General features: G+C 69.3%; 15 protein-coding genes. 10 read left to right on the forward strand and 5 right to left on the reverse strand.

What is annotated here, in order from left to right:
• The first annotated feature begins 156 nt into the window (after nt 1–156).
• Nucleotides 157–1,401: an IS256 family transposase gene (locus GA0070612_RS16720; protein WP_088988738.1), complete on the forward strand. Its 1,245-nt coding sequence runs from the start codon at nt 157–159 to the stop codon at nt 1,399–1,401.
• A gap of 920 nt (nt 1,402–2,321) precedes the next feature.
• The gene (locus tag GA0070612_RS16730) at nt 2,322–2,861 is read left to right on the forward strand and encodes an RNA 2'-phosphotransferase (RefSeq protein ID WP_088988740.1); all 540 of its coding nucleotides are present in this window, start codon (nt 2,322–2,324) and stop codon (nt 2,859–2,861) included.
• 407 nt (nt 2,862–3,268) lie between these two features.
• Here GA0070612_RS16730 and GA0070612_RS16735 read toward each other — a convergent pair whose 3' ends face one another.
• Nucleotides 3,269–3,547: a hypothetical protein gene (locus GA0070612_RS16735; RefSeq protein ID WP_157742503.1), complete on the reverse strand. Its 279-nt coding sequence runs from the start codon at nt 3,545–3,547 to the stop codon at nt 3,269–3,271.
• 371 nt (nt 3,548–3,918) lie between these two features.
• On the opposite strand from GA0070612_RS16735, the gene GA0070612_RS31475 reads away from it, so the two are divergent.
• The gene (locus GA0070612_RS31475; RefSeq protein ID WP_157742504.1) at nt 3,919–4,071 is read left to right on the forward strand and encodes a hypothetical protein; all 153 of its coding nucleotides are present in this window, start codon (nt 3,919–3,921) and stop codon (nt 4,069–4,071) included.
• 246 nt (nt 4,072–4,317) lie between these two features.
• Here GA0070612_RS31475 and GA0070612_RS16740 read toward each other — a convergent pair whose 3' ends face one another.
• On the reverse strand, nt 4,318–4,518 hold the full coding sequence (locus GA0070612_RS16740) for a hypothetical protein (RefSeq protein WP_088988742.1): 201 nt from the start codon (nt 4,516–4,518) through the stop codon (nt 4,318–4,320).
• Between the two features lie 78 nt (nt 4,519–4,596).
• On the opposite strand from GA0070612_RS16740, the gene GA0070612_RS16745 reads away from it, so the two are divergent.
• Nucleotides 4,597–5,169: a TetR/AcrR family transcriptional regulator gene (locus tag GA0070612_RS16745; RefSeq protein WP_088988743.1), complete on the forward strand. Its 573-nt coding sequence runs from the start codon at nt 4,597–4,599 to the stop codon at nt 5,167–5,169.
• Nucleotides 5,170–5,177: 8 nt separating this feature from the next.
• On the opposite strand, the gene GA0070612_RS16750 is transcribed toward GA0070612_RS16745, so the two are convergent.
• Nucleotides 5,178–5,546: a hypothetical protein gene (locus tag GA0070612_RS16750; RefSeq protein WP_197699157.1), complete on the reverse strand. Its 369-nt coding sequence runs from the start codon at nt 5,544–5,546 to the stop codon at nt 5,178–5,180.
• A 127-nt stretch (nt 5,547–5,673) separates the two neighbouring features.
• Between GA0070612_RS16750 and GA0070612_RS16755 the strand changes: the two genes are divergently transcribed.
• The 4 genes from GA0070612_RS16755 (at nt 5,674) to GA0070612_RS16770 (ending at nt 9,575) form a co-directional block, all read left to right on the forward strand.
• A complete protein-coding gene (locus tag GA0070612_RS16755) occupies nt 5,674–6,255 on the forward strand; it encodes a TetR/AcrR family transcriptional regulator (protein WP_088988744.1) in 582 nt (193 codons plus the stop codon).
• A gap of 79 nt (nt 6,256–6,334) precedes the next feature.
• On the forward strand, nt 6,335–7,423 hold the full coding sequence (locus tag GA0070612_RS16760) for a Gfo/Idh/MocA family protein (RefSeq protein WP_088988745.1): 1,089 nt from the start codon (nt 6,335–6,337) through the stop codon (nt 7,421–7,423).
• A gap of 60 nt (nt 7,424–7,483) precedes the next feature.
• Complete coding sequence (locus GA0070612_RS16765; protein WP_088988746.1) at nt 7,484–8,443, forward strand: NADP-dependent oxidoreductase; 960 nt, start codon at nt 7,484–7,486, stop codon at nt 8,441–8,443.
• A 148-nt stretch (nt 8,444–8,591) separates the two neighbouring features.
• Nucleotides 8,592–9,575, forward strand: a complete 984-nt coding sequence (locus GA0070612_RS16770; protein ID WP_088988747.1) for a zinc-dependent alcohol dehydrogenase family protein — start codon at nt 8,592–8,594, stop codon at nt 9,573–9,575.
• Between the two features lie 409 nt (nt 9,576–9,984).
• On the opposite strand, the gene GA0070612_RS31480 is transcribed toward GA0070612_RS16770, so the two are convergent.
• The gene (locus GA0070612_RS31480; protein WP_157742505.1) at nt 9,985–10,281 is read right to left on the reverse strand and encodes a hypothetical protein; all 297 of its coding nucleotides are present in this window, start codon (nt 10,279–10,281) and stop codon (nt 9,985–9,987) included.
• Here GA0070612_RS31480 and GA0070612_RS16780 point away from each other — a divergent pair.
• A complete protein-coding gene (locus GA0070612_RS16780; protein ID WP_088988749.1) occupies nt 10,280–10,846 on the forward strand; it encodes a GNAT family protein in 567 nt (188 codons plus the stop codon). The genes GA0070612_RS31480 and GA0070612_RS16780 overlap by 2 nt on opposite strands.
• A 36-nt stretch (nt 10,847–10,882) precedes the next feature.
• On the opposite strand, the gene GA0070612_RS16785 is transcribed toward GA0070612_RS16780, so the two are convergent.
• Nucleotides 10,883–12,202, reverse strand: coding sequence for an IS4 family transposase (locus GA0070612_RS16785; RefSeq protein WP_231924206.1), 1,320 nt, complete (start codon nt 12,200–12,202; stop codon nt 10,883–10,885).
• 277 nt (nt 12,203–12,479) lie between these two features.
• Between GA0070612_RS16785 and GA0070612_RS16790 the strand changes: the two genes are divergently transcribed.
• Nucleotides 12,480–13,382, forward strand: coding sequence for an IS5 family transposase (locus GA0070612_RS16790; protein ID WP_088988737.1), 903 nt, complete (start codon nt 12,480–12,482; stop codon nt 13,380–13,382).
• Nucleotides 13,383–13,387: the final 5 nt, after the last annotated feature.

The raw sequence follows: 13,387 nt of genomic DNA on the forward strand, positions 1-13,387 counted from the left end.
CGATGGTCGTGGCGGGACGGGTGAGGTCGGCGGGGCCGGGTTGCGTCCACGGGAGTGGTGTACGACTTGCCCGTGATGGGCGTGTTGCGTAGATAAGAGACGGCCATCGCGTCGATCCGTCAAGACGACCAAGTCAGAGAAGGAAGAGAGAGCGCGATGGCCGCATCTGAGAGTGTGAACCCTGTTGACCTGCTGCGCGAGCAGGTCGAGGGCGCGTCGCCGGACGTGTTGCAGGCGATGATCAAGACGTTCGCGCAGGCGGTGATGTCCGCCGAAGTCGACGCGATGTGCGGCGCCGGGTATGGGCAGCGCAGCGAGGAGCGGGTTAACTCCCGCAACGGATACCGGGTGCGGGAGTGGGACACCCGTGCCGGGACGATCGACCTTGCGGTACCGAAGCTGCGGCAGGGCAGCTACTTTCCGGACTGGCTGTTGACGCACCGCCGGCGAGCCGAACAAGCTCTCGTCTCGGTGGTGGCGACCTCCTATCTGCTCGGCGTCTCGACTCGTCGGGTGGAGAAACTGGTCGAGCAGCTCGGCGTCCGGCAGCTGTCCAAGTCGCAGGTGTCAGAGATGGCCGCGCACCTGGACGCGCAGGTCGAGGTGTTCCGCAACCGACCTCTGGATGCCGCGCACTACACGTTCGTGTGGATGGACGCGTTGACGATGAAGGTCCGCGAGAACGGGCGCACGGTCAACGTCCACGCCCTGGTCGCTGTCGGCGTCAACGCCGACGGACAACGTGAAGTCCTCGGCCTGGACGTCGCCTCCGACGAGGACGGCGCCGGATGGCTGGCGTTTCTCCGGTCGTTGACCGCCCGCGGCCTGTCCGGCGTTCAGCTGGTCATCTCCGACGCCCACCGCGGTCTCGTCGCCGCGATCGGCGCTGCCCTGCCCGGCGCGACATGGCAGCGCTGCCGCACCCACTACCTGCGCAACCTGCTCACGAAGGTGCCCAAGTCGGCCCAGCCGTGGATCGCCACCCTCGTCCGGACGATCTTCGACCAACCCGACGCCGAAGCCGTCCGCGCCCAGTTCAACCGGGTCGTGACCACGATCGAAGCGAAGTTCCCCGCCGCAGCCGAACACCTCGACCACGCCCGCGACGACCTGCTCGCCTTCACCGGGTTCCCCCGCGAGATCTGGCGCCAGGTCTGGTCCAACAACCCGCAGGAACGGCTGAACAAGGAAATCCGCCGGCGCACCGACGTCGTCGGGATCTTCCCGAACCGGGCGGCGATCATCCGCCTCGTCGGCGCGGTCCTGGCCGAGCAGACCGACGAGTGGACCGAAGGCCGCCGCTACATGGGCCTCGAACTCCTCGCCAAAGCCCGCCTCGTCACCGTCGACGCCGACCAACACGACACCGACCACGCCGATCCCAGCCCGATCGCCGCTTAACATCAAACCGGATCCCGCGATTGGCCGTCTCTTACACCACCAGCGCGGACGTGACCCGGGGCCGGCGCGGAGGATGGCGGTGAGCAGGGGGAGCCGCGAGCTTGAACAACGGTGGCGTCGCGTACCTCCCGAGGTGCCGCACCTTAAGCTGCCCACGCTTCAGATCATTGGTCCCTCGGCGGCAGATCCGCGCGACCGGCCTTGGCCCACGGTCCAGCGTCCTCGTGATATGGGCCGGCAAGCGTCTCGATCGCGAGTAACAGGGCCTCTGGTTCCCTCCGAGTGAGTCTCGTCAAATGCTCCGAGGGCTCATCTCCCCCGCTTGCCGCGTCGACGTACGCCTTGGCGTTCCGCAGGCTCATCCGCGGCGCCTGCTGGCGGACATACCGCAGCGCCGCCAGCCTGTCCCCACGCTGTACGTGGGCGCGGACTTCGGAGAGCAGCGGATCCGAAGGCCTGATGCCCTTGTGCTGCTGCTGATACACGTCAGCCCATCGATCTGTGCCGCATATCGCGACTGGTATGTGGTGGATACTGCCGTCTTCCCCATCTACGAAGTAGGGGTCTTGTCCCACCAGCATCTTGCCGAAGTCACCACGCCGCCCTACCGCCTCCACCGGGGCCAGCGCTGACGCCTTGGGGCACGCCGAAGAGGTCACCAGTCCGAAGGGCCAGCTCAGGACGTTGCTCGTAAGATCGGTGTCTCGAATGACGAAACCGCGGCGGACGTCGGCAAGCTCATCCGCAACCCTTCACGTCGATCTGCAGAGGACCTACGGGCGTGGCATCGAGCGAGCCGTGGCACCGGCCGGCGGCAGCCATCCTGAGTGCAGCGGCGCAGGCCCAGCGGAGAAAACACCGGGTTCGACGTCGTCGAAAACCTCTCGATTCGAGCGACGGGGATCGACCACAATGCCACAGTGGAACGCGAGCACCTGGTGAAGTTGAGCAAACGGATGTCGAAGGCACTCCGGCATGATCCCGACCGGGTCGGCCTGGTGCTCGACCCGGCCGGTTGGACTCCCGTCGACGCTCTGCTCGCCGCCCTACGGATCGAGCGGGCCGACCTGGACGCGGTCGTCGCCGGCAACGACAAGCAGCGGTTCGCTGTCGAACCCGGCACCGACGGGGTGCTGCGGATCCGGGCCAACCAGGGCCACTCAGTCCCGGTGGACCTCGGGCTGCCCCCGGCGACCCCACCGGAGCGGCTCTACCACGGCACCAGCGCCAGTGCGCTGGAGTCGATCCGGACCACCGGCCTGCACCGCGGCGGACGGCACCACGTCCATCTCTCCGCCGACACCGAGACCGCCCACCGGGTCGGCGCCCGACGAGCCGGTCGCGTCGTGATCCTCACCATCGACGCGGCGGCGATGGCCGCCGACGGACACGTGTTCCACCGCAGCACCAACGGCGTCTGGCTCACCGACGCGGTCCCTGCCAGCTATCTGCTCGACTGACCCCCGGCCTGCCCCGGGCCACTGTTCCGGCGGGGTGCCTACGGCCTCGAACGGGATGCGGCACGAGACATCCGGCGCAGCGACCCTGGGCCGGGACAGAAGACGGCGGCCAACACGACCGGCCCGCTTCACCCCGTCGCGGTTCACACCGCGGCCCACAGCGCGCGGACACGAACAGCTGCGGCCTGGAAGAGCCGAGCAGGTGCGCGGCGCGGGTCAGGGCCGCAACCAGGTGACCGCAACTGGGCCTGCTCGGACGTGAGGAGATGCACGCGCGCAGGAGGCTCCCGTGCCCGGGCTTGGACGCACTAGCCTCGGAGGCCAACCTGCCCAACGGCGGCAGCCCACGACCAGCGAAGACTCAAACTTCCTCAGGTGCGGCTGGGGTTATAGGCCTGTGCTGGGTTCTACTTGAAGTAATGCCACCCGCCGCCGTCGCCAACCCGGGCCTCTGAGTCGAACCCGACGGCGACACGATCAGCATCCGGCCAACCTTCCCGGGCGAAACAAGCGACGACCGTCTCCCGCATACGTTCGATCTCTGCCAGCAGATCCGCTTCGTACTGAGAGTCGGCGCGGTCCTTGCTCGGGAAGTACCAGGCGGGCAAACGGGACGGTGAACCGGCGAGTAAGACCCAGACGACGAGGTGCTTACGGTCGATTTCGACAGCTCCGTACCAGAACACGGACGAGAAAAGTCCGGTACCACCGCGACCGAGCTCCCGCCGCGCTCGCTTCACAGCGCGGTCACACTGCCTCTTCGGCATCCGTGCGAGGAGAAACACAGCCACATCGTCGCAGAGGTCAAACAACAGCGCACGAGCGGCAGCAGCTCCCGATGTCCTCGTCGCGGGCCGTCGTGTCCGGTCCCAACGCACGTACGTCGTCCGGCATCGTCGGCTCGGGCGCCTCCGACCCGTCGTTCATGCCCCCCGCCGGGGGAGGTGGCCGCCGGTCATCCGCTGGCCGGCCGGGGCAGCGTCGAGCTTGAGGATCTCGGCGATCATCCGGTGGTCTACCCCGCCGGCGGCAGCGTCGTGTCCCAATCGGATCGGCCGTGGCAGCCACCCGGCAACGAGACGACATCACCTTCCTGCCCATCACCGACAGACCGGTGCTGCACGACGCGCCAGCATGGCGCATCGGCGGAGAGAACGCCCTGGTAGGCGCCTTCGTTCAAGTCGTCACAAAGGCGCTGCAAACGACGTAGTCGGGCCTTGCGCCGCCCACACGCCAACGCCTACGTCACCAAGCCGATCGACCTGGATAACGTCGAACGCGTCGTCGAGCAGATCCACCGCTTGCACGGCTACACCGCGAGCCCGCCGCGCCGAGCCCAGCGCGGCCTGAGGCCCGGCCCTTGAGGACCGACGTTCGCCCCCGCCCGGTTCGGCGACCTTCCGGCCATGCCTCACCGTCGGGACGGATTCAGGACCTCATTCGGAGGAGCGGGCGTTCAATGACTGGGCCGGCGTCCCCAGCCGGCAAGGAGGAGACCGGCGATCCCCAGGACCACATGGCCAGCCAGTTGAACGCCGAAGCCGCCGGGTAGCCAGCCGAGCAAGCCGGCGTTGTCGTGGTCCACGAGTTGGCGCACTGCGCCTTGAGCTCCGTAGACCAGCAGAATCATGCCGATGACCAGCGTGGTTGTTCTCATGACAGACCCTCCCCCAAATTTGGTACGATTGAACCAGATCTTAGTGGTGCGATCGTACCAGCTTGATAGGAGCTTCGAATGCCTCGCCAGGTCGACCATGAGGCACGGCGCCGCCACATCGCTGCTGCGGTATGGCGGTTGGCCGCATCTGGAGGGCTCGAAGAGGCGACGATCCGGCGCGTCGCGGCGGAGGCGGGAGTGCCCGCCCGGCAGTTGCAGTACTACTTCGGCACCCGCGAGGACCTGCTAGTCGGCGCTCTCGAGCTCCTCAACCGCGACGGCGAAGCGGAAGCTCAGAAACGAGTCGCCGCACTAGGCCCCCAGCCGGAGCCTCGTGACGTGTTACGCAGCGTCCTGCTCGAACTCCTTCCGCTGGACGAGAGCCGCCGACAACGGCATCTGGTGCACATGGCGTACTTCGTTCGGCTCCTGACCGTGGACGCACTACGCGATCGGATCCGCGATGCGCCGCCGGAGCTGGAGGACCTGATCGCCATGCTCCTGCCGGAGGGACGGCGCGACGAAGCGGACTTCCTGCTGGCGGGAACGACCGGCCTACAGGGCCAAGTGCTGCTCGGGCAGCTGAGCGCGGAACGGGCGGTCGAGCTGATCGATCACCAGCTCGACCGGCTCTTCGCGCCGGTGGACTGACCTGCGGATCAGGTGTCTCTGCACAACCCGCAGACCAAGCGCCCTGGTCGCCGGGAAAGTCCGACCTGGCGGCCCAGGGCCGGAGGAAGGCCTTGACCGGGCTGGGCCACCTGCGGCCAATCGCAGTCGGCCGTCGCGGCGTCGAGCAGGGCGGCCCGGTCGACGCGGCGCAGATGCCCGGACGTCCGGGCAGGGACCGCCGCGAGGGCGGCGGCGGCGCTGCGCCGGCCCGGCCGGACCGCGTCCTGGTCCCGGTCGACGCGGGCGGCTTCCCGGTGCCGCCGGTCAGCGGCGACCTGCTCGACGACCACGGCGCGGCGGTGCCGGGCGGCCGGATGCGGCGAGGCTGCCGGACGGGTCAGCGTCTCCTCCAGCACCGCCCGCAGGTAGACCAAGGGGTCGCGGGGCTCGACGAGCAGGGGCCGGGACCGGGCCCGCCGGATCCACGGGTGGGCGCGGCCACAATTCTTTGGCGATCGTTCCAGTTAGCCGTACGGTGGTTGCATGGCTCGTACCCGGGAGTTCGACGTCGATGTGGCGGTGGCCGCGGCCATGGAGGCGTTTCGGCGCCACGGCTACGAGGGCACCTCGATCCGTGACCTCAGCGAGGCGACGGGTCTGGGCAGCGGCTCTATCTATGCCGCCTTCGGCAGCAAGGAAGGGTTGTACCTGGCCTCGCTCGACCTCTACCGGCAGCGGTACGCGACGCCCCTGATCGACATGCTGCACTCGGGCAACGACGCCCGGGAGGTGATCCGCGAGGTTTTCGTCGCCGCCGTGGACGAGATCGCCCGGGACGGGAGACACCGGGCATGCCTGATCGTCAGCGCCACGGTCGAGCGGGCCCGCGACGACCTGCAGGTCGCCGAGCGGCTCCGGTCGACGACTCGGTCGCTGGAATCCGCCCTCTTCGACGTGCTCGCCGAGGGACAGCTGCGGGGTCAGATCCGCAGCGGACGCAGCGCCTCGGATCTCGCCGCCTTCCTGGTCACCAGCCTTCAGGGCCTACGGGTGATGGGCGGGATCAACCCCGACCGGTCGACCCTGATGCGTTCCGCCGAGGTTGCGCTGACCTGCCTGGACTGACCGGCTCCCTGGGTCATCCGGGCCCCCTTTCGTACCCAAATTCTGTATCGATCACTCAAGAAAACAGTGGAGTAAGCGGATGAAACAGACAGGTGTGGGCATCATCGGGCCCGGCGCGTGGGCGTCGGTCTCGCACATCCCGGCGATCGCGGCGTCACCGTCATTCGACCTGCGCGCGGTCAGCACGTCCCGGCGCAGCTCGGCGGAGGCCGCAGAGGCCAGGTACGGGGTGCCCGGGTACGACGACCACAACGACCTCATCAACCATCCGGGGGTGGACCTGGTGGTCGTCGCGGTGCAGGTGACCCAGCACTTCGAGCTGATCTCGGCGGCGCTCGAGGCGGGCAAGATGGTCTACAGCGAGTGGCCGCTCGCCAACGGCCTGGCCGAGGCCGAGCGCCTCGCCGAGCTGGCCCGCCGGGCCGGCGTCCGTACCGTGGTCGGGCTTCAGGGACGCTACGCCCCCGAGGTCCAGCACGCCCGTGACCTGGTCCGGGACGGATACGTCGGCGAGGTGCTCGGCACCACCCTGGTCGGCTCCGGCATGGTGTGGGGCGCAGTGGCCAAGCGCAGCCAGGCGTACTGGTTCGACAACACCAACGGCGCCACCCCGCTCACCTCGGCCACGCTGCACGCCCTCGACCCGGTGCACTTCGTCCTCGGCGAGTTCGACAAGGTCGCGGCCAACCTCGTGGTGGCGCGCAAGGAGACGACGATCGCCGAGGACGGCACCCGGATTCCCGTCACGGTGGCCGATCAGGTCGCCCTGATCGGCACGCTCACCTCCGGCGCGGCTGCCTCGGTCTTCTACCGGGGCGGCGCGTCGCGCGGCGAGAACCTCCGGTGGGAGATCAACGGCAGCGACGGCGACCTCGTCGTGACCTCGGACTGGGGCAACATGCAGGTCGCCCAGCTCACCCTCGCCGGTGGCCGCGGCGCGGACGCCACCGCCACCACCATCGAGGTCCCCGCGTCCTACTCGGACGGGATCCCCGCGGATCTGGCCGGGACCCCGGCCGGAGGCGTCGCGCGGCTCTACGCGCAGTTGGCCCGCGACCTGGCCGACGGCGCCCGCACCGTGCCCGACTTCGCGCACGCCCTCAACCGGCACCGCCTCATCGACGCCGCCGAGCGCTCGTCGGCCACCGGCATCGCTCAATCCCTGTAGTGACCAACCGGCGGCCGGCGCCCCGGGGCGCCGGCCGCCTCCAGATCTGGAGCCAATGACATGAGAGCGATCGGACTGCTACGGCACGGCGGACCGGACGTACTGGAGGTCGTCGGACGGCCCACCCCGCACGCTGGACCGGGCGAGGTCCGGATCCGGGTACGCGCCGCGGCCGTCAACCCCGCCGACACCCTGATCCGGGCCGGCGTCACGCCCATCCGGCAACGCGGAAACGAGCCGGTCATCCCCGGCCTGGACGTGGCCGGCATCATCGACCAGATCGGTCCCGGCACCGACACCCGCCTCGCCATCGGCGACCGGGTGATGGCGATGGTCAACCCCACCCGCCCGGCCGGCGGCGGCTACGCCGAGTGGGTCGCCCTTCCCGAGTCGTGGGTCGTCCCGGCACCGCTCGGGGCGAGTCATGCCGAGGCGAGCACCCTCCCGATGAACGGGCTCACCGCCCTGCACGCCCTTGACCAGCTGCGACTGCCCCAGGGCAGCACGCTCGCCGTCACCGGCGCCGCCGGGGCGGTCGGCGGCTACGCCGTACAACTGGCCAGGGTCGCCGGACACCGCGTGCTCGCCGACGCCTCCCCACGAGACGCCGATCTCGTCGCGTCGTTGGGCGCCGACAGCGTCGTCGACCGCGGGTCCGGGGTCGCCGACCGGTTCCGCGCGCTCGCCCCCGACGGCGTCGACGCGGTCGTCGACGCCGCGGTCATCGGTGCCCCGCTGCTGTCGGCCGTCCGCCGCGGCGGCTCCCTGGCGTACGTACGCGGCGGGCCGGACCAGGCGGCGTTCGAGCGGGCGGCCGCGACGAGCGGCGTGACCCTCACCTATGCCCACGTGCACGACTACGACGGGCGACGCGACAAGCTCGACCTGCTCCGCCGGCTCGCCGACGAAGGACGGCTCAGCCTCCGGGTCGCCGACACCTTCCCGCCCGAGCACGCGGCACAGACCCACCGGCTCCTGGCGGCCGGCGGCGTCCGGGGCCGGCTCGTCATCGAGTTGTGAGCCCGCCGGCGAACTGGTCGGCACGGCGCCGGACCGGGAGCGCATCCCGGAGGCAGACCTCCTGGGCGCCGGCACTGTCCGCGCGGGCCCCGCTCGGCCTGGTCGGCGGAACCCCATTGTGAACTGAACTGGAAGGTGAGGTAGCAACATGCGTGCGGTAGTGCTCAAGGAATTCGGCGCCCCGCTGGTCCTGACGGAGATCGAGAAGCCGGTACCGGGCCCCGGACAGGTACTGGTCCGGGTCGCGGCGAGTGGTGTCAACCCGCTGGACACCAAGATCCGAGCTGGAAAGGCCGCCCACGCCCGGATACAGCCGCCGGCCGTGCTCGGTCTGGACCTGGCCGGTGTCGTGGCGGGGGTGGGCCCGGGGGTCACCGGTTTCGACTCCGGTGACGAGGTGTACGGGCTGACCGGTGGCGTGGGTGATCTACAAGGGTCGCTCGCCGAGTACGTCGCCGTGGACGCTCGGTTGCTCGCCCGAAAGCCGGAGTCGCTGAGTCTGCGCGAGGCTGCGGCTCTGCCGCTGGCCGTCATCACCGCCTGGGAAGGGCTGGTGGACCGGGCGCGGGTCACGGCGGGCCAACAGGTACTGGTGCACGGCGGCGCCGGCGGCGTCGGGCGGATCGCCGTCCAGCTCGCCCGTGCCCGCGGCGCTGAGGTCTTCGCCACCGGATCGACGCGAAGCGTGGAGGCCATCGCTCGGCTCGGGGCGACTCCGATCGACTACACGAGCACGACGGTCGAGGACTATGTCACCGAGTACACCGACGGCGAGGGCTTCGATGTGGTCTTCGACACCGTCGGCGGCGCTGGCCTGGACCTGTCTCTCACCGCGGTACGCACCTACACCGGCCATGTCGTCAGCATTCTGGGGTGGGGTACGCACAGCCTCGCGCCGCTGTCGTTCCGTGGTGCCAGCTACTCTGGAGTCTTCGCTCTGCTGCCGATGCTGACCGGTCGGGGACGCGCGCACCACGGCGAGATTCTGCGCGACGCGGCCGTCCTGGCTGACCAGGGAGCGTTGCGGCCGCTCGTCGATCCACGGCGGTTCACCCTCGCCACGGTGGCCGACGCCCACAGCATCGTGGAAAGCGGCACCGGTACCGGCAAGATCGTGATTGACGTCGAATGACGAGGCACCTTCAACCCTTTCTCGCGAAGCAGAGAAGGTGAGGTCGGATTGACCTGACCCAGCGGATCACCGCTCCGTTCGGCTTCGCCTCGACCGCCGCCGGGTGGGCGACGGCGTCGATCTCACGTCGACGCGCCGTCGTCACCGGTGGCGGAGCGGGCATCGGGGTCGGGACCGCACGGGCGTTGACCAGCACGGGGAGCCCAGGCGGGGAAGACTGACCTTGGCCGACCGGGAAAAGCGAGGCTCGGCCTGCGCCCTGGCGCTTCGTTCACGGCGACAGCGGGCAGGCTCGGCAGGGCCGTCTCCACGGTCTCCGGGAGGGCTTGGCAACGGCGGCCCAGGCGATCAGCGGGCATGGCATGCGCACCTGTCGTACGCCGAGACCCGCCTGTGCCCGCCCCGCAGCTCAGGGCAGCCAGTGGTTGCACGAGTGGTGGTCGCCCAGCAGGTCGTCAGCGAGAGCGCCCCCGTAGCTCTCGGGACCGGCCGCCGCGGCTCGCGGCCGCGCCCTGGTCAACTCCGAGGGCCCGTCGGCGGTCGCCGGCTTGACGCCGAAGTTATCGAGGTTCAGGTTCTTGCGGAACTCCTCGCGCACCCGCTCGGGATGCTCGATGAGATCCGGGTCGGAAATGACGTACGGAACGAGCTTGCGGAGATCTTGACGGCCTGCGACCGGGTGACGGTTGCCTATAATCAGCCGCATGACACCCTGGACGGTCGCCCGGGAGGGCACAGTGGACCCGGCCGGGCACGCGGATATCGCGTCCACCCTCCGGGCGGCGTTCCCGACCTACCCGGGCGCTTTCGAGGGGCGGCGAAGCTGGGCGGGCGCCCGGCCTGAGCTGCGGGTCACGATCAGGGACGACGCCGGGGTCGCCGCCCATGCCGGCGTGCTGCGGCGTTTCATCCAGGTGGTCGGTCCCGACCGGACCGTCGAGCAACTGGTGGCTGTGGTCGGACTGGTAGCAGTCCGCCCCGATCGGCAGGGTTCCGGGATCGGTCGGCAGATTGGTGCCGGCATCGCGGCGGCGTTGGACGAGCTGGCGGTCCCGTTCGGGCTGCTCGGCTGCAACGAGCCGGTACGGGGCTTCTACCGCTCAATCGGGTGGCAGCCGCTGCCACCGACCCGCTCGTTCTACTGCCCGCTCGACGTCGAGGACCCGGCCCGGGTGGTGGACAGCAGCGATGGTTGGTTCGTGCTGCCGGTGACCGAGCCATTCGATCGTTGGCCCGGCGGCGACCTGCACTGGAACGGCTCCCAGGTCTAGTACCAACGCCGTTCAGTTAGGGCGGTGGTAGGGGGGTCAAGGGTCGGGGCTGATGACGTCGATGCTGGTGGTGGCTTTGTAGCTGTGTCGGTCGATGGTCGGGCCGCGGGCTTGGTATTTCGAGTTCGAGCGTTTGATCATGCGGGTTTTGGTGCGTAGGCGGCGTCTGGGTAGCAGGTTCGCTAGGACGTGCTCGCCGATGACGCCGACGAGGTCGATGACGGTGTCGGCGATGATCCCGGCGGCGTGCACGATCTGGTCGCGGGCGGTGTTGAGGGCGGTGGTGAAGCTGGCTCGGTCGGGGTCGAGGCCGGGTTGGCTGTCGGTGGCGTCGGTCATGGCGGTGCGTAGCAGTTGGTAGACGATGAGCAGGGCGTGGATTTCCTGATCGATGCCGTCGGGGGTGCGGGCGCGTAGGACGCGGCCGGCGAGGATCGAGGATTTCAGTTCGAGGTAGGCGGTCTCGATTTCCCAGCGTTCGTGGTAGATCCGGATCAGGTCGGTGGCGGGATGGGTGTGTGGGTTGAGCAGGGTGGTGATCAGCCGGTAGTCGCCGGTGTGGGTGCCAGCGGTGGTGGTGATGCTGATCTGGGCTTCGACGACGCGGACCGTGGGGGCGCCGATCTTCGACAGCCAGGATCTGTCGGGTAGGCGGGCGGTGATCGGCAGGCGGCGGTTGGCTTTGGCGCGGATCAGTAGATGCGCGCCGGTCGCGGCGATGGTGGTCAGGAGGTCGGCGGCGGCGTAGTTGCGGTCGGCCAGCAGCAGCATTCCGGGACGCAGGCTCCGGGTCAGCGTTCGGGCCTGGTCGAGTTCACCGACGCTGACCGGGTCGAACACGGCATCGATGACCGACCGGGTGCCGCAGGTCAGCAAGGCGCTCAACCGTAACTGGGGGTAGCCGGAGCTGCCGTTGGTGCAGCGATGTTTGGTGTATCGGCTGGTGTTGGCCGGTGAGTCCGCGACGACCAGGGTGGTGCCGTCGATCACGGTCAGCAGCAGGCCCTGCCAGCGCACCTGCGGGGCGCTCGTCGCGGCAGGACCGCGCAGCAGGTCGAACAGCGCCTGCACCGGTCGCGGGCCGAGGCGTTGCCGGGCCTGTCGTAACGCGCTGCCGCTGGGCGCCACGATCGGTAGACCACGCAGGCCGCTGGTGAGTTTCGACCACACCTGCCGGTAGCCGAGTTCAGCGAACAGGCAGCCCGCGAGCAGCAGATACACCACGACCCGCGCCGGCAGCAGCCGGACCCGCGACTGCGTACGCCCGGTCGCGGCCAACACATCATCGACCATCTCGAACGGCACCAGCCGGGTCAGCTCGCCCAGATGGCCCGGCGCGAACACCCCAGCGGCCACCGTCGCCGTCCGGGATATGGCAATCTGATCTGCCAGCGGAGCTCCAGGTGTCAGGGCGTCTTAGAGTGACCAACCTCTATACCGAAGCTCCGCTGCTTCACGTCTCAGACACGCCTTGACACCCCGACCACCGCCCTAACTGAACGGCGTTGGGTCTAGCCCGTGTTTCGTAAGTGGGCGTGGGCCGGGTGAGGTCACGGCGTGGCGGTGATCGATAACTGAAGAGGTCTCCGGTAAGTGGGTTAGCGACCAAGCAAACCTGAATACCGGAGACCTCGTGGCCAGCCTAGCGGCGGCGGCGCGGCATGACCTGAGCGACATCCAGTGGCAGCATCTGCACCCGTTGCTGCCTGCGGAATCGGCGCGGGGAAGACCGTGCAAGTGGACCAGACGACAGATCATCGACGGCATACGGTGGCGGGTACGCACCGGTGCGCCATGGCGTGACGTGCCCGAGAACTACGCCCCATGGCAAACGCTGTACCGGTGGTTCCGCCGCTGGCAACGTGACGGCACCTGGGCCCGCATCCTGGCCGGGCTCCAAGCCGCCGCCGACACGGCCGGGCGCATCGACTGGAGCGTCAGCGTCGACTCCACGATCAGCCGCGCCCACCAACACGCCGCTGGCGCCCGCCGTGACGGCGACCAGCAGAAAGAACCACCCGGCGGGATCCTCACCGAGCCTGCCGATCACGCGCTGGGCCGCTCGCGAGGCGGATGGAGCACCAAGACTCACCTTGCCTGCGAACAGGGCCGCAAGGTCTTGGCCACCGTCGTCACGGCCGGGCATCGCGGTGACAGCCCGCAATTCACCACGGTCCTCGACCGTATCCGCGTTACCCGGTCCGGGCCCGGTCGGCCCCGGACCCGCCCGCAACAGGTCCTCGCAGACCGGGCCTACACGTCCAGGGCCAACCGCGCCTACCTGCGCCGACGCGGAATCAAGGCCTGCATCCCGAGCAAGCGCGACCAAGACGCACACCGCCGCGCGAAAGGCTCCCGCGGCGGCCGGCCACCCGCCTTCAACCCTGAGACCTACCGCCAGCGCCACGCCGTGGAGTGCGGCATCAACCAACTCAAACAACACCGCGCCATGGCCACCCGCTACGACAAACTGGCCGTCCGCTACGAAGCCACCCTGACCATCGCCGCCATCAACCAGTACCTCCGAGCCTTATGAAACAC

It is taken from the genome of Micromonospora chokoriensis (genome assembly GCF_900091505.1).
Taxonomy (GTDB): Bacteria; Actinomycetota; Actinomycetes; order Mycobacteriales; family Micromonosporaceae; genus Micromonospora; species Micromonospora chokoriensis.